General features: G+C 41.2%; 16 protein-coding genes. 2 read left to right on the top strand and 14 right to left on the bottom strand.

Annotation, left to right across the window (positions count from 1 at the left end):
• Nucleotides 1-156: 156 nt before the first annotated feature.
• The 9 genes from LJE12_RS15535 to LJE12_RS15495 form a co-directional block, all read right to left on the bottom strand.
• Nucleotides 157-2,175, bottom strand: a complete 2,019-nt coding sequence (locus tag LJE12_RS15535; protein ID WP_029677051.1) for an aminopeptidase — start codon at nucleotides 2,173-2,175, stop codon at nucleotides 157-159.
• 53 nt (nucleotides 2,176-2,228) lie between these two features.
• The gene (locus tag LJE12_RS15530; protein ID WP_008705486.1) at nucleotides 2,229-2,549 is read right to left on the bottom strand and encodes a DUF6142 family protein; all 321 of its coding nucleotides are present in this window, start codon (nucleotides 2,547-2,549) and stop codon (nucleotides 2,229-2,231) included.
• Nucleotides 2,533-3,006 (bottom strand): VanZ family protein, encoded by a 474-nt coding sequence (locus LJE12_RS15525; protein WP_008705487.1) that lies wholly within the window; start codon nucleotides 3,004-3,006, stop codon nucleotides 2,533-2,535. Before LJE12_RS15525 ends, LJE12_RS15530 begins: the two co-directional genes overlap by 17 nt.
• 25 nt (nucleotides 3,007-3,031) lie before the next feature.
• Nucleotides 3,032-3,184 (bottom strand): hypothetical protein, encoded by a 153-nt coding sequence (locus tag LJE12_RS15520; protein WP_022380872.1) that lies wholly within the window; start codon nucleotides 3,182-3,184, stop codon nucleotides 3,032-3,034.
• A 78-nt stretch (nucleotides 3,185-3,262) separates the two neighbouring features.
• Entirely contained in the window at nucleotides 3,263-3,943 is a 681-nt protein-coding gene (gene pyrE, locus LJE12_RS15515) for an orotate phosphoribosyltransferase (RefSeq protein ID WP_025579488.1), read from the bottom strand.
• Nucleotides 3,944-3,969: 26 nt separating this feature from the next.
• A complete protein-coding gene (locus tag LJE12_RS15510; RefSeq protein ID WP_026648362.1) occupies nucleotides 3,970-4,872 on the bottom strand; it encodes a dihydroorotate dehydrogenase in 903 nt (300 codons plus the stop codon).
• A complete protein-coding gene (locus LJE12_RS15505) occupies nucleotides 4,872-5,660 on the bottom strand; it encodes a dihydroorotate dehydrogenase electron transfer subunit (RefSeq protein ID WP_008705492.1) in 789 nt (262 codons plus the stop codon). Before LJE12_RS15505 ends, LJE12_RS15510 begins: the two co-directional genes overlap by 1 nt.
• 10 nt (nucleotides 5,661-5,670) lie before the next feature.
• On the bottom strand, nucleotides 5,671-6,597 hold the full coding sequence (gene pyrF, locus LJE12_RS15500; protein ID WP_008705494.1) for an orotidine-5'-phosphate decarboxylase: 927 nt from the start codon (nucleotides 6,595-6,597) through the stop codon (nucleotides 5,671-5,673).
• A 33-nt stretch (nucleotides 6,598-6,630) separates the two neighbouring features.
• Nucleotides 6,631-7,917, bottom strand: coding sequence for a dihydroorotase (locus LJE12_RS15495; protein ID WP_173704683.1), 1,287 nt, complete (start codon nucleotides 7,915-7,917; stop codon nucleotides 6,631-6,633).
• Between the two features lie 274 nt (nucleotides 7,918-8,191).
• Here LJE12_RS15495 and LJE12_RS15490 point away from each other — a divergent pair, with 274 nt between their 5' ends.
• A complete protein-coding gene (locus LJE12_RS15490) occupies nucleotides 8,192-8,392 on the top strand; it encodes a cold-shock protein (protein WP_008705499.1) in 201 nt (66 codons plus the stop codon).
• Nucleotides 8,393-8,524: 132 nt separating this feature from the next.
• Here LJE12_RS15490 and LJE12_RS15485 read toward each other — a convergent pair whose 3' ends face one another.
• Nucleotides 8,525-8,998, bottom strand: coding sequence for a hypothetical protein (locus LJE12_RS15485; RefSeq protein ID WP_020993366.1), 474 nt, complete (start codon nucleotides 8,996-8,998; stop codon nucleotides 8,525-8,527).
• Nucleotides 8,999-9,072: 74 nt separating this feature from the next.
• Complete coding sequence (locus tag LJE12_RS15480) at nucleotides 9,073-9,912, bottom strand: DegV family protein (RefSeq protein ID WP_118633815.1); 840 nt, start codon at nucleotides 9,910-9,912, stop codon at nucleotides 9,073-9,075.
• Nucleotides 9,913-10,166: 254 nt separating this feature from the next.
• On the opposite strand from LJE12_RS15480, the gene LJE12_RS15475 reads away from it, so the two are divergent.
• Entirely contained in the window at nucleotides 10,167-10,667 is a 501-nt protein-coding gene (locus LJE12_RS15475; RefSeq protein ID WP_226852705.1) for a DUF5721 family protein, read from the top strand.
• Between the two features lie 13 nt (nucleotides 10,668-10,680).
• On the opposite strand, the gene LJE12_RS15470 is transcribed toward LJE12_RS15475, so the two are convergent.
• From LJE12_RS15470 to LJE12_RS15460, 3 genes are all read right to left on the bottom strand, one after another.
• Nucleotides 10,681-11,010, bottom strand: a complete 330-nt coding sequence (locus tag LJE12_RS15470) for a sporulation initiation factor Spo0A C-terminal domain-containing protein (RefSeq protein ID WP_008705507.1) — start codon at nucleotides 11,008-11,010, stop codon at nucleotides 10,681-10,683.
• Nucleotides 11,011-11,363: 353 nt separating this feature from the next.
• A complete protein-coding gene (gene htpG, locus LJE12_RS15465; RefSeq protein WP_062807214.1) occupies nucleotides 11,364-13,436 on the bottom strand; it encodes a molecular chaperone HtpG in 2,073 nt (690 codons plus the stop codon).
• Nucleotides 13,437-13,703: 267 nt separating this feature from the next.
• Nucleotides 13,704-16,382 (bottom strand): hypothetical protein, encoded by a 2,679-nt coding sequence (locus LJE12_RS15460; RefSeq protein ID WP_227292260.1) that lies wholly within the window; start codon nucleotides 16,380-16,382, stop codon nucleotides 13,704-13,706.
• Between the last annotated feature and the right edge of the window lie 84 nt (nucleotides 16,383-16,466).

Below are 16,466 nucleotides of genomic sequence, written 5' to 3'. Positions count from 1 at the left end.
GATAAAAAAAGTACGGTCAGAAAAGATTTTATCAAAACCCTCTCTAACCGTAGATTCTACTAAGATTCCCTTTTTCTGTCAATAAAATTAATGCAAAGAAATATTTTAACGAACTAATAAATTTTTTTGTATTCCGAACTTAATAGGAAAATGCCTTTATTCCCCAAACGGCTCGTTCAGAGCTTCCGTACCCGGAAGGACAAATCTTCCATCTTCAATAATAGAGATCATATCCCCCTCATCATCAATCGTACGGATGCTTCCCAGTTCGTCATATGGAATCGTAATATCTGTGTGACATCCATAATAAGCAAGGCTGACGTCTTCTTTTCGCATCTCGGAAATCTCATTGTCCCTTGCGATGATCTCTTTACCATCCGGATTATAGACCGGAGTATCTTCTGACCAGCTGTAACAGGTATCACCAACTGCAAAATGCGGTCCCATTTTCTCCGCGATCAGAATCGGAAGTTTGTCTGCGATATTATATTTCTGCGCTGCCACATAAGCTGTTGTATTAGTTCCGATCGCAAATTCTCCCATTGCAAGTTTCGGATGATGGAACAGAATATTATCTTCAATATATTTACGGTTCTCTTCCTCTGTTTCAAAATTAGAACAGCTGTAATCGATCACCTGTCCGCAGTCAAACACAAGCTTCAGGTCACAAAACTGCAGTCCGTTAAGATATACTTTTGAAACATGAAGCATTCCGCCTGTTCCTGCAAGCACCGGTGAAGTAAATACTTCACCCAGAGGAATATTTACATCTGCCACACAGTTCTCAAAATTTGTCTGTGTTTTCGCATCTGTTAATGTATGAAGATGAATGAGCAGATCTGTCTCATTCTCTCCCTTTCCCTTGATTTCCACCCATTCACAGGTATCAAGAGTATCTATGATCGTCTGCTGGATCTTCTGATATTTCTTATAATCCAATGTATTGATCTTTACGATCTCACGGAAAATTTCCGGAAAATCCTCCCCGATCTCAGGTATCGGATAAGCAATGATCGTAAAACTTCTTTCCTCACCTTTGATATAACGATTTGTGATTTGACCGGATTCATTGTCCAGTTCCAGCTGAAGCTTCTGCTGTGCTTCTGTAAACGCCCAGCTTTCCGGTTTACTTACCGGTGAAAACGGCTTCTCTCCAAATGTCTCGATCACAGCCGGTCCGCCATGTACATCTGCCAGATCTGCATATTCATCATAAGAAGTCTGCATGGCACGAAGTTTACGCTTTACAAAATCCGGATCCAGAAACAGCGCACTGTCCTGTCTGTGGTCATAATCAAACTGCGGATTTGCAATTCCTCCTGTAAATCCATTTCTGAACTGATTCCGTCTGTTCACCGCATGAAGTGCATGGCGGTAAATAACCGTCTGCAGCCCCATCTCCCGGAACTGAAGAACAGCCGCTTTTACCATACGCTCAAAGCCAAGATGATAACGTATATTAACCGTTTTCTTCTTTGTAATATCTTTTCTTCCTGTGATGAATCCCATCCGATAGCCTTCTGTATAAGTACGTGCCATCTCATCAATTTCCCTCTGGGAAAGTGAATTCATAAATTCTGCTGTTTTCAGTTCATTTTCCGATACATATTCGCCGGACTGATACAGATAACTCAGATCGCTCAGATCCGAATCCATGATCATTTCAACCACAAAATTATTCTCAGGATCAATCGCCTCTCTGATCCGATTTTCCACCATATCCTGGCAGTAGTCATTCACATAGGAAACGAGAATTTCTTTCACCTGTTTCTCAGCAGGAATTTCTTCCTGCGTAAATGCAGAATAGATTTCCAGAAACAATTCAAGTACAACCGTAAGATCCCATGCTTTTTTTTCAAACGCATAAGCAATCGTGCCATAAAGTTCTGTATAAAGAAAGGTAAATACTTTTCCGTATTCTCCCAGCATTTTCTGTGCATATGCAGGATTTCCATAAGAATTTTCATAATTTTCGGGCAGAATATCCTGATATAATTCATGATTCTGTTCCTGAAGTTCTTCAAGATTTTTCCCCGCAATTCCATGGTCCATCACATGAATCACCTGCTGTAAAAACATTGCTTCTTTTGTAAAAAAATCGCAGTACGGTTCTTCTGCCATTTTCTCGTCCGGTATCTGAGCGATTCTTTCTTTCGCCAGTTCATACCGTTCCATAACCCATTCGTCCAAACTATATTTCTCCTTTTTCTATCAGACTTCCCTGTTAATCAGCCGGAAATTCCCATCAGAAAGATTCCCAGCCATCCGATCATTATGATTCCGTTTGCAATAGAGCCGATCATACCTGCTTTGTGTGTCCGGTTTTCTTCTGAAAAGCTTTTCAGTCCCATCGCAAATCCATATACAGACAGAAGCATTGCGCAAAGACTGATCCCGCCTACAATATATCCGTATTGTCCCTGCAAAAAAAATGCCAGCAAAACTGCAGTCACAAATAAAACCAGTGAAACAGCCGCCAGCACTGCTGACAGTTTTCCCTGCTGTGCCTCTCTTTTCTTTGCAAACGCATATCTATATCTTTTTGCCATAAATTTTTCTCCTCAGGTGATCGCAGATAAAAAAAAGCAGATATCCCAGAGCCGCCCCTGCTGTATTCAATATCATATCATCTACGTCAAAGCACCCAACCTTTGTAATAAGCTGGATGACCTCTACCGTAACACTAAGCCCAAATCCTGCCAGTACGATCAGCCATCCGCTTCTCATTTTGTCCAGAATAACCGGCAGTATAAATCCAAATGGAAGAAAACCAATTACATTTCCAAAAAGATTTGTAACTACCGCCATAAGTCCAAGCTGTTTCCTGTATACCCAGAAACGCCTTATCTCAACAAACGGTATCAGATTATATCTGTACTGTCTTTCTTCCATTGCTGCTCTTCCGTATTCTTCTGAAAAGAACAGAAAATAAATCAGTGCCAGAACATACAGGATAAACAAAATGGTTCCCAGTGTCCGTATGATATGCTTCGTTTCTTTTTTCAATGTTTTCTCCTGTTTCTGAAGCCTTTTATATCAATATCTCTGATTTCTTTTTCAGCAGTCTTGCACCGTTTACGATCATCATGATCCCTGTTACGATTCCCGTTGCCAGTACAATGATCCCGACTGTCAGACTGCAGGCTCCTGTGGAAGACATGGTTTTATAAATTTTTTCGTTCATAATCGTCCTCATCAGTATCATGATCTGCTTTCGCAGATCATGATATCTTATTTATAAATCGCTGTTACCTGTATTTGCTTATTTTGCACCGTACTGCTCATAATATGCGTCGATTGCGGCTTTCAATGTATCGTCAATGATTACTTTTCCTTTATATTCTTTATTATAAAGATGTTCAATGACCTCTTTCATTGTAACAATCGCATTTGTTTCAAACCCATAAAGGTCATGGACTTCGTCAAGGGCACACTTCACGCCGCCTTTTCCGACTTCCATGCGGTCCAGAGAAACCATAAGACCGACGATTTCCACATCAGCCGCACCTTTTACCTTCGGTACTGTCTCTTCCATGGATTTACCGGATGTTGTTACATCTTCGATCATCACTACACGATCGCCGTCTTTTAATTTACTTCCGAGGAAGCTTCCCTTATCTGCACCATGGTCTTTTTCTTCCTTACGGTCTGAACAGTAGCGGATTTCTTTTCCATATAATTCGCTGAATGCAATTGCAGTTACAACACTTAACGGGATTCCCTTATATGCAGGTCCAAAAAGCACATCGAAATCATCGCCATATTTATCATGAATGGCATGTGCGTAGTACTCACCCAGTTTCTTTAACTGAGAACCTGTCACATATCCGCCTGCATTCATAAAAAACGGGGACTTTCTTCCGCTTTTAAGGGTAAATTCTCCGAATTTCAGAACTTCACTGTCTACCATAAATTCAATAAATTCCTGTTTATACTGTTCCATCTTATGTTATGCCTCCTGTATCTGTTTTATTTTACAATACCAACCATCTCTTTTACGGAATTGAATCCATTCTTCTTCATATACGCTTCAATTCCATCGATCACTTCCAGTGTCACTGCCGGATTGTGGAAATTTGCCGTACCCACAGATACTGCGCTGGCTCCTGCAAGAATAAACTCAATTGCATCCTCTGCGCAGGAAATTCCGCCCATTCCGATGATCGGGATATTGACTGCCTGTGCAACCTGATAAACCATACGGACAGCAATCGGTTTCACGATCGGTCCGGAAACACCACCGGTTTTATTTGCAAGCGCAAAAGTCTTCCTGTTGATATCAATCTTCATTCCTGTCAGTGTATTGATCAGGGATACCGCATCTGCACCGCCTGCTTCCGCACCTTTTGCAATCTCTGTGATATCTGTGACATTCGGTGTTAACTTCATGATCACAGGCTGTTTTGCAATCTTTTTGATCTGAGCGGTAAGTTCCTCTACATGATGTGCATCCTGACCAAATGCAAGGAATCCTGCGTTTACATTCGGGCAGGAAATATTAATCTCCATCATATCAATTGGCTGATCTGCCAAACGTTCCACCACTGCCAGATATTCTTCCGGCGCATGACCGCATACATTTACAATGATCTTTGTATCATACTGTTTCAAAAAAGGAATATCCCTCTCACAGAAAAGATCGATACCAGGATTCTGCAGACCAATCGCATTCATCATGCCTCCGTAAACTTCAGCCACACGCGGAGTCGGATTTCCGACCCACGGGACATTGGCTACGCCCTTGGTTGTCACTGCTCCCAGCTTATTAATATCTACATAATCAGCAAATTCTGCTCCTGAACCAAAGGTTCCGGATGCCACTGTTACCGGATTTTTCCACTCTACGCCGGCAATATTTACACTCATATCCATCAGATTTCCACCTCCGTAGAAAGAAATACCGGGCCATCCTTGCAGATTCTCTTATTATTCACATTGCTATGTGCATCTTTTTCTCTGGATTTGCACACACAGGCAAGGCAGGCACCGATTCCGCATGCCATACGTTCCTCCAGGGAAATATAACATTCAATCCCATTTTCTTCGGCATATTTCTTGATTGCACGAAGCATCGGAGTTGGTCCGCAGGCATAGATCACGTCCGCTTCCAGAGCATTCTCTCTGATAGCATCCATAACATTGCCCTTTGTTCCCACACTGCCATCCTCTGTGGCAATATAAAGTGTTCCCGCCGCCTCAAATTCCTCTCTGAGGAACGTATGACAGTCCCTGTATCCTGCAATGATCTGTTTTTTCTCACATTTCATCTGCTTTGCAAGTTCCAGGATCGGAGGAACACCGATTCCACCACCCATAAGGAAAACTTTTTTCCCCTCAGCCTTCTCTACAGGAAAACCATTTCCCAGAGGTCCCAGTACCGGAATGGTATCTCCGGCTTTCATCTGTGAAAATTCATCGGTTCCGGTTCCCTGTCCGGTCACTCTGTAAACCAGATGAAGACGGCCATTTTCTTTGTCAATCTCACAAAGACTGATCGGTCTGGGAAGAATTTTGGATTTATCATTTGTATAAAGAGATACAAACTGTCCCGGTTTCGCATCTGCTGCAATTCTGTCAGTCTGGATCCACATACTGTAAATGCCTGCACCAATGCTCTCCTGACTTACAACAGTGCAGATTTCTCTTGTCTTTTCGCTCATTTCATGCCTCCTAGCGATTGTTTAAAGCAGTACTGATGTCTTCGATCATATCTTTTACCGCCTGGCGGGATGCATCTGCATAATTTAATTCACCAAAGGAAGCATATTTTTCCTGTTTGTAAGCTGCAATGATTCCTCTGGAGGAATTGACGATTGCACCAAGTCCGTCTTCATTAAAGAAATGAACAAGATCGGCACCTTTTCCGCCCTGTGCACCATATCCCGGTACCAGGATGAAGGTTTTCGGCATGATCTTACGGAGAGTTTTTCCCATTTCCGGATAGGTTGCACCTACTACAGCACCTACATAGCTGTATTCATTTCCCATATGTGATTCTCCCCACTGGGCAACCTTCTCTCCAACCCACTCATAAAGCGGACGTCCGTCAATGATTCTGTCCTGAAACTCTCCGCTGGACGGATTGGATGTTTTTACGAGTACAAAAAGCCCTTTGTTCTCTTCTTTACATACATCGATAAACGGGTTGACACTGTCAGATCCCATATATGGATTGATTGTCGCAAAATCTTCGTCAAAACCTGCGATTCTGTTACTTCCCACCTGAACTTTACCCAGATGTCCGACTGCATATGCAGCAGATGTGGAACCAATGTCACCTCGTTTGATATCTCCAATAACTACCAGACCTTTTTCTTTGCAATAATCAATGGTGTTCTTATATGCCATTAAGCCCGGAATACCAAACTGCTCATACATTGCGATCTGTGGTTTCACTGCAGGGATCAGATCGCTGATCGCATCAACGATTCCTTTATTATACTGCCAGATAGCTTCTGCTGCTCCCTCTAATGTTTCCCCCAGTTCAGAAAAAGCTTTCTTCTGAATATGCTGCGGGATATAGTTGAGCATCGGATCCAGTCCTACTACGATAGGAGCGTTTGTTTTTTTAATGTTTTCAATAAGTTTGTTGATCATGAGTCTTTCCTCCTGAATATTGATATGGTATTTTTATGCATTCTGGTATACAACTTTTCCATCACAGATTGTATAGAGAATTTTTCCCTTTACTTTCCATCCGTCAAATGGTGTGTTGCGTCCTTTGGAAGCAAATTCATTTTTATCTATTTTATATTCGTGATCAATGTCTGCAATGACAATGTCTGCCGGATGTCCCTTCTGAAGTGTACCTCTGTCACTTCCCAGAATCTGTGCTGGGTTCCAGCTCATTTTCTCAATAAGCTGTGAGATTGTAAGAATTCCAGTTTCTACAAGTGCAGTATAAGACAATGCAAAGCTTGTCTCAATTCCCACAATGCCAAAAGCCGCATTCCGGATAGAGCCTGTCTTCTCCGGCACTGCATGAGGTGCATGATCTGTACTGATCACTTTAAAGGAACCATCCTTCAGTCCTCGGATCAGTGCATCTACATCTTTCTTCGTACGAAGAGGAGGGTTCATCTTATAGTTTGGATCATCACATTTAATATCATCGGAAGTGAGGATAAAATGATGCGGGCAAACCTCTGCTGTGATATTGTCCAATCCCTCTTCCTTCACAATCTCCATCATCTTCGCAACACCTTCTGTGGAACAATGGCACAGATGCAGTCTTGCCCCTGTCTCTCTGGCAAGAAGAATATCTCTCGCTGCGATCACATCCTCAACTGCATTGCAGATACCTGGCAGACCAAGTCTCCGCGCATTCTCATCCTCATTCATACATCCATCACCGCGCAGATCAATATCCTCACAGTGAGCAAAAATCGGAACATTGAATTTCTCTGCCACTTCCATAGCTTCTTTGCAAAGTCTGGTATTCATAACAGATTTGCCGTCTTCAGATAATGCCGGGATTCCCGCTTTTACCATTCCTTCGATATCAGAAAGTTCCTGTCCCTTCTCCCCCTGCGTAATGGCACCTGCCTGGAGCACATGAATGCCGGCAAGCTGTTTTGCCTTATTATACACATAATTTACACGATCCGGACTGTCAATTACCGGTGTTGTATTCGGCATTGCAACAACCGTTGTCACACCACCTCTTGCAGCAGCCCGGGAACCTGTCTCTATATCCTCTTTCTGTGTCTGTCCCGGATCTCTGAAATGAACGTGAAGATCGATCAGTCCCGGCATTACCAGACATCCCTTCGCATCTATTACTCTGTCGCTTTTATCTTTTATTTTAAGTTTCTCACCGATCTCGGTGATCACGCCATCTTCCAGATAAATATCGCCTTTTTTATCAGTGTCAGTAGCCGCATCTACGATACGTCCTCCCTGAATCAGAATACCCATGCAATTCTCTCCCTTCGTTGTCGTTTGACAATAACTTTCTGATATACATAATACACGAAACTTCTTCTTTTATAAAGCCTTTTTTTACTGATGTGCAGTCTTTTTTGCTTGACAATTCAAAATGCGGGAGATATAATCAGTTCATATCTGGATTATTTAATGTATAGTCACTGGTTTTTAGAGATTATATAACAGTATATAATCTGTAAAATCTGGTGATTTTTTTATTTGCCAGAAACTATATAATTTTTTTATTTTTTATGGAGGTAACAACATGAACAAGGGAACTGTAAAATGGTTCAACGCAGAAAAAGGTTACGGATTTATCACTGGTGAAGACGGTGCAGACGTATTTGTACATTTCTCCGCTATCAATGGTGAAGGATTCAAATCCCTTGAAGAAGGACAGGCTGTAACATACGACTTAACAGAAGGTGCTCGTGGTATGCAGGCTGCAAACGTTACAAAATTATAATTTATAATTTTTGTTAACGCGAGAGGATTGAATTCCGCACTTTTCTATACGGATTAAACCTCAAAAAAATCCCCGGATCATCCGGGGATTTTTTATTGCTTTTCTTCTGTGAATCCATCAGAGATTCAATTTCTATTTAGCATCTGCGCTGTCTGCATCCGTTGTTGAATCTGCTGTTTCTGCAGCTTTATCGTCTGCTACATTTGTATCATCTGCTTCTTCAGATTTATCTGCGGTTTCCGTTTCAGAATCATCTGCGGTTGTGTCTGCTGCATCAGCATCTTCACTGTCTGTATCAGTGGAAGCTGTTGTATCTTCTTCCTCCGCTGTATCTGCATCAGTGCTGTCTGTACCATCGGATGCATCTGTTGACAGATTCGAAATGTAATTGTCAAGTGCAGTAGTATCCATTACTGTATTCTGAACCACATTCTCTTTGGCTCCTGTCACTTTTACATATGCAGAATAACCAATCCATGCAACAATCACAACACAAATGAATGCCCAGGCAAACATTTCCAGTCCAAAAAGTACTTTTTCTTTTCTGTCTGTTTTGTTATGCAGTCCTTTTCTGGCCTTATAAGCATCGACTTTCTTCTGGCTCATGATAGATCTCCTTTGCATCAATATTTCGTATTTTCTGATTATAGCACACTTTACTGCAAAAGAAAACAATTAGTTTATACTGCAACGATCACTCCGCCGTCATTTGCATACATAGAACTTACACCCGCTGTATCAAGGACTACGATCTTTGCAAGTTTCATTCTCTCTTCAAAAGCCTCTTTGAGCACCTGTGCTCTTGCCGGACAATTGCAGTGACTGATGGCAAGAACCTTCTCTGCACTGTCCGGAGTTTTCTCGATTACCTGCTCTACAAGCTTGATCAGAGCACGATTCATGCCTCTTGCCTGATCCAGCTGGCAGATATTTCCATCATCCGTAGAACCCATGACCGGTTTGATTTTCAATGCACTGGCCACTAACGCTTTCACTTTGCTCAGACGGCCGTTCTTTCTCAAAGTATCAAGATTCTCAAGTATAAAAAATGTATGCTGTCCTTCAATATAATGTTCCACAGTTGAAACAACTTCTTCAAAACTCATCCCTGCTTCTTCGCATTCCTGTATCTTCATTCCGATCAGGCTTTCCCCGATGGATGCGGAACGTGAATTAAACACATGTATTTTTTTATCCGGATGGTCTTCCATAATAAGATCTCTGCCAAGCAACGCACTGTTATAGGAACCACTCAGCTCAGAAGACAAAGTCACTGCATAAATATGCTCAGCCTCGCAGTCATATGCTCTCATATATCTCTCAGGTGACGGGCAGGCTGATTTCGGACATTCCGGGCAGGCTGCCACTTTATCAATAAACTCTGCCTGATTAAATGTTTCATCATCTATGATCTGTTCAGCTCCTACCATCAGAGTCAGTGGAATGGATTCAAAACATTCATCTTTCTTCCATTCGTCCAAAAGTTCTCCACAACTATCTATGATAATCTTATATCTCAATTATATCGTCCTCTTTTCCATTATATGTAGTATTCAATACCAGATATATCTTATCACACCGCTTTACGTTTGAAAAGACTTTTTAATAAAAACACTGTTCTTTTTTTCAAAAGTGCTTTATAATAAAAAGACGCTTCCCGCAAAGTGCAGGAAGCGCTGCCTAATCCACAAAATATGTTCAGAAATATGCAGCAATCCAGAAGTATTTTTTTAATTCTGAACAGCTGTAAATCATGTTATCAGAGAGGTGTTGTATGCTTGCTTTAAAAATTACTGATGTAAAAGATTTTATGAATAAACTCCTGATCGGTGAGGTATTTGACCGTTTTTCTCTTGTCGAGGCATCTGTGACAACCTTCAACACTTTTACCATAAACGGAAAACTTCATTACGATTTCTTTGATACTGACACAAAGGCTGCTTTTGAGGAGAATTCCACAGAATATTCCCTCTGGCATGATGTAAAACCTTATTGTTTTTCTATCATACGCGGCAGACGCACACCTTTGAATTTCAGGATTGTATTTGAACTTTCTCATGATCAGACACAGTCGTTGTTAAAAAATGAACGGCATATTGCAGATATTCCTGTGCAAAGCTTTTATCTGAATATCCAGTACAAGAACCAGTCCCTTTTATGTACAACAGGTGTTTCTTATACTTCATTCAGTCCGGATAAACGTCTGGAACATCTCTGGGATGATTCCATGACTGTTTTTCTCTCCAGTCATCACATTCCCTGTGAGAAATTATGAGTAGATTCTGTTATCAGTCTTTATCCGAATAACGCAGATAATAGACCAGAATATCTATAAACTCACTGTTCGTCGGTTTATCTGCCATTGTACATCCTGCCATTTCTTCCAGTGTATCCTTATGATTCATCCAACATAAGTTTACCAGTGTTCTTATGTTGTGTTCTACATTAGACGGCGTTGATTTATATTTTCTTGCAATGACCGGATAAATATCTTTGGTGACTTTTACCGGTCGCTCATAAATTTTCTGTGCCATTTCTACTGCATCCACAACATAATAATATCCTTTATACTTTGATGTTGCACCCAATTTTCTAATAACTCCATAAACTGCACTCATACATCGTTCCTCCTGTAACTTCCATAATCTGTGTTTTTACAGATTTGGATATCTCATTTATTTACACACATTTCTCTATAAGTAAATGAAAGTCACGATATTGGCTGCCCGGAAGCACCATTGCAGTCACTATTCTCTGTAACCCGTTATATTTTATGCGGATTCGGCATATTCATTAAAATATCGGCAACTTAATAATAGGAATTCATAAGACATTTGTCAATACCAATGTAATTGTTTTCCACAAAAATAAGGAGCAAAAGTTATTCTCCGCTCCTTATTTGATATTCTGCTATTCTGACAGGCGTATCTGTCCTCTCATTGATCTGCCGGCAAATTGCCTGCTTTCTATCTTATTTTGCAATCATCAGCAAAATTTCATTGCTTCTCTGAACAAATCTGGTCATTTCGTCCGGTGAAAGCTGTTTATGGCTCATCATCGCAAGGTCATACAACTGTTCACAGATAAGCGGAGCCTTGTCAGATTCCTGATTCTCTGCCAGATATTTAACCAATGGATGATTCGCATTCAGAACCAGTGTTTCCTGTCCGCCAAACATATTCGGATCCATTCCATACATATTATACATCTTCATCATATCCTGCATACGGCGGCTCTCTTCGGAAAGAGTCATCATTGCTGATACATTTTCATTTTTCAGATTCTCAACATGTACTTCCAGTTTATCTTTATTAAGGCTCTTGCGGAAAAGTTCTGTCAGTGCTTTGACAGTTTCTTCATCGGCAGTACCCTCACCCTTCATTTCTTCGGTCAGATCCGCATCAATACGCTTAAACTGTACTTCCTGATGTTTCTGCTCAAGACTGGAAATAAATGCACTGTCAATATTATGTTTCAGGATAACGGCATCTTTTCCTGCTTCCTTAAACATATTGATATACTGACTCTGCTGAACTTCATCAGTTACATAGAAAATTACTGTCTTCTCAGGTTCTTTCGCTTCCGCATTGTCTTTGTTTTCAGACTCTGCTGCATCTTCTTTCTTTTCTTCTGTCTGAGCCTCAGTTTCTTCTGTTTCTTTTTTATTCTCTTCAATGCAGTCCTTTAATGTGAGATATTTGCCATCAAGATTCTTAAAGAGTACATAATCTCCCATTTTCTCTGCAAACTTAGCATCTTTAATACAGCCATATTTAATAAACGGGCTGATATCATCCCAGTATTTCTCATAAGATTCTCTGTCAGTCTTGCACATTCCGGTAAGCTTATCTGCCACTTTTTTGGAAATGTATTCAGAAATCTTCTGTACAAATCCGTCATTCTGCAATGCACTTCGTGACACGTTCAATGGAAGATCCGGACAATCGATCACACCTTTCAGAAGAAGCAGGAATTCAGGAATTACTTCCTTGATATTATCTGCGATAAATACCTGATTGTTATAAAGTTTGATCGTTCCTTCAATGGAATCATACTCTGTATTGATCTTCGGGAAGTACAGGATACCTTTTAAATTAAACGGATAATCCATATTCAGATGTATCCAGAATAACGGTTCCTTATAATCCATAAATACCTTGCGGTAGAATTCCTTGTATTCATCATCTGTACATTCATTCGGATGCTTCATCCAGAGCGGATTAATATCACTGATGGAAACCGGACGTTTATTGATCTTTACTTTATCCTTTGCAGGAGAAATTTCAACAACTTCCTTTTCACCTTTATCATTTTCTTTTTCTTCTGTCTTTGCTTCCTCATGAATATGTTCAACAACTACATCATCGTCTCTTAACTCAGATTCATCAATTGTCTCATATTCCTGAGGTGCATTTGCTTTGGAAAGGTAAATATGAACCGGCATGAAGGAACAGTATTTCTCAAGAATCTCACGCATACGGTACTCGTTTGCAAATTCCAGGCAGTCTTCATTCAGGAACAGGGTGATTTCTGTACCAATCGTATTCTTGTTACCTTCCTGGATATCATATTCTGTTCCACCATCGCAGGACCAGTGTACAGGCTGTGCACCTTCTGTATAGGAAAGTGTATCAATATGCACTTCATCCGCCACCATAAATGCAGAATAAAATCCAAGTCCAAAATGACCGATCATCTGATCATCTGTAGTTTTGTCTTTATATTTCTCAAGAAACTGAGTTGCACCTGAAAAAGCAATCTGGGTAATGTATTTCTCTACTTCATCAGCAGTCATGCCAATACCATTATCGATGAATTTCAGAGTTTTCTCATCGGGATTAACAATTACCTGAATCTCCGGTTTGTATCCTTCCGGAAAAGTATATTCTCCCATTACTTCCAGTTTTTTCAGTTTAGTGATCGCATCACATCCGTTGGAGACCAGCTCTCTTACAAAAATATCATGATCGGAATATAACCATTTCTTGATGATTGGGAAAATATTTTCACTGTTAATTGATAAATTTCCATGTTTTACAGCCATGCTGTCCACACTCCTTTTTGTTTTTAATCATTTGCCGCAACTTTATCTGTCAATATACTGCATTCTTACCTGCTCTGCCTCCTGAGCCAAAACTATCCTCTCCTGTTTATCCTTTGAAATAGCTTTTGACTCCTGTAAGTTGCTTCTCTGAAAGATATAGTAATACCATTTATTCCAAAAGTCAAGAAAAAATTAGCACTCACTAAAAATGAGTGCTAATAATTTTATATTTTACATATTCCCCTGTATTTTTTCTTCAGATAACTCTTATTTCTTTCGTCTTTTGTATACCACAACTCCCACAATACATCCCGCTGCAATCGCCAGAATAATCACAAACGGTGTGATATTAGTCGTATCTCCTGTCTTTACCGCTGTTTTCGCACTTGCTCCATTCGGCTGCGGAGTCGGAGTTGCAGTTACAGTCTGCGCCTGTGTAATACTGAAATTCACCTGTTTAGTATCCTGCTCCCCTGTATTCTTCCATTCACTTCCATTATACTTCTGACGGTCAAATGTAACTGTCAATGTGTAGGTTCCGGCCTTCGTAATTCCAAATGCAGCAGTATAAGGTGCACTGCTCCAGCTATTTGTATTGATCACTTTCCAGTTATACGGTACATAGCGGACATCTCCCTTTCCCGGACTTTCATTGTCCATACCCGCTCCGACTGCTGTAAATGTAATCTTTGACTGTGTTGTGTATCCATCTGAACTGATTCCTGTAATCTTATTATCTGTCGGATCTGCAATTTTCGCCTTGCGGGCAGCTTTAACCGTAAACTGAACTTTCACTTCTGCACTGATCTGCTGTTTATTATCAATCACAACTGACTCTGTATAGGAGCCGGCCTTTAAACCCTCCTTCGGGCGGATTTTAAATGTACAGCTCTCCCCCGGTGCAAGCTCTGTGGCTGAAAGTTTCCCGATTTTAAAGTTTTTACCTGACGGTGCATTTAAAGTTACATTTGTATTCCCCTCATTCGTCACTGTAACTTTCTGCGCTTCCGGTGCCTCACTATATCCTTCTTTTGCTTTTCCAAAATTCAGTTCTTCCGGTGTTACGGATAATTTATAAATCTTTTTCACTTCCGAAACAGTCGCAGAAGCTTTGATTGTTGTCAATACATCCTCCTGTCCTTCCGAACTGGTCTGGGCTATCTGAATACTGTCCAGGTAATTGCCGACTTTCAGACCGTTCACCGGTACTGCTGTAAATGCAGCAGAATCTCCCGGCTCCAGCACTGATGCCGAAAGTTCCCCAATATCAAAATACTCTGCATATGGCTGCATCAGCGAAACAGTTGTATTTCCTGTATTGGTAAGTGTAATGGTCGTCGCTTCAGGAGTATCATAACCTTCCTTCAGATCATCATAACTGAAAGATTCCGGATCTGCCTGAACTGCTGTGATCTGTTCCTGTTCTGCCTCTTTTACAGATACTTCCGCAGTTACCTGCGCTGCCACTTCCGAATCCTCTTCACTTTCAAATATCAGGGTATCACTGTAATCCCCCTTCGTCAGACCGGTTTTTGGCTGTACCATGAACATAAGAGAATCACCTTTTGCAATCTGTATTCCTGATACAGCTTCACTTCCATCTTCGTTCATCACCTCAAAATAATCTGATTTCGGTATCTTTAAAGTGACAGTTCCATCCCCTGTATTTGTTACGGTTACGGACAGTGTCTCATTGGCCTGTGTATAATTTTCTTCGATATCGCTGAAATTAAGACTTCCTGTATTTACCTCAAGAGACTGTGCCTCAAGAGATGCATCTGCATTGTCACCTGCCGATGGAGCCTCGCTGTCATCCGGCGTCTCTGTCGGTTCTGCAGAAGGCTCATCCGAAGGCTTCAGATCTTCGTCATCTGATGAATCATCCTCACCTTCAACTGCAATCTTCGCTTCAAAAGAAACCTCAATACCTTCTTCCGTCCGGTATGTGATCATATCATCATATTCACCCGGTTCCAGTCCTTCTCTCGGCTGTATCCATACGCTTACAGATTCACCTGCACTCAGCGGTTCTGTAATATCCTGAACCATAAAATGTTCCGGACTGATCTCCTGAAAATTCAAGTTCTCATTTCCGGTGTTCGTAATCTGCACATACTGTGCTTCCACATCCTCAAGATCACTCTTTACTGTTCCAAAATCACAAATCTGATCTTCGCTGTCCTCTACAGTGGCAATCGCTTCGTAAGTCTTTTGATCTTTCTCTGATCCATCTGTCTGCACATTTCCGTTCTCATCCACCTGCAGCTGATCTTCTGTATAAATTTTCATCTGGGAATCATCAGTACCTTCTGTTGTTTCCTCCGGCTGACCTTTTGTGTTCTGAGAGTCATCTTCCTGTTCATTCCCTGCATTCTGCTGTACATCTTCTGTTCTATCTACATCCTGATTTTCAGAATCCTGACTGCCTTCTGCATTATCTGCTGTTTCTTCCAGCTGTGCCTCCTCTGTTCCATCTGCCGTTTCTTCCAGCTGTGCATTCTCTGTTCCATCTGCCGTTTCTGTCTGCTGTGTATCCTCTGCTTCCTGTTCCACTGCTTTCGCCTCTTCTTCAGTTGCAGCTACCTCTAACGTCTTTGCAGTAAGAATACCTGTCAGTCCGCTTCCATCTACAGGGGTCAGATCAAGCACCAGTCTGCATCCCAGATCATCCTGAGTGATCGTATAGGTCTTCTCAGTACCTACCTGTGTTAACTCCTTCTCCCCTGTCTGTCTTGACCAGGAAAAAGTGAAATCTTCATCTGTAACCTCTTCCGGTGTAACCTTTGCATAATCTGCACTCACTACTACGCCTACAGCTGCCAGTCCCTTAATCTTAAGCTTACCGCCCAATTCTCCTGACGGAGCTGCCGCAAAAACCATGGATGGAATCATTGAAATAACCATCATCACAGTCATTACAACTGCAAGAAATCTCTTTCTCTCCATCTGTAGTCCTCCTTTTCATTTATAATAAGATTAGGCGTTTGCGAAACGCCAAAAGCCGCATAAATACGGCATTTTTTTGTTGTT

The organism is Blautia sp. DFI.6.71 (genome assembly GCF_020593585.1).
In the GTDB taxonomy this organism is placed as follows: Bacteria; Bacillota; Clostridia; order Lachnospirales; family Lachnospiraceae; genus Blautia_A; species Blautia_A wexlerae.
This window is presented reverse-complemented; position numbering and strand designations above follow the sequence as displayed.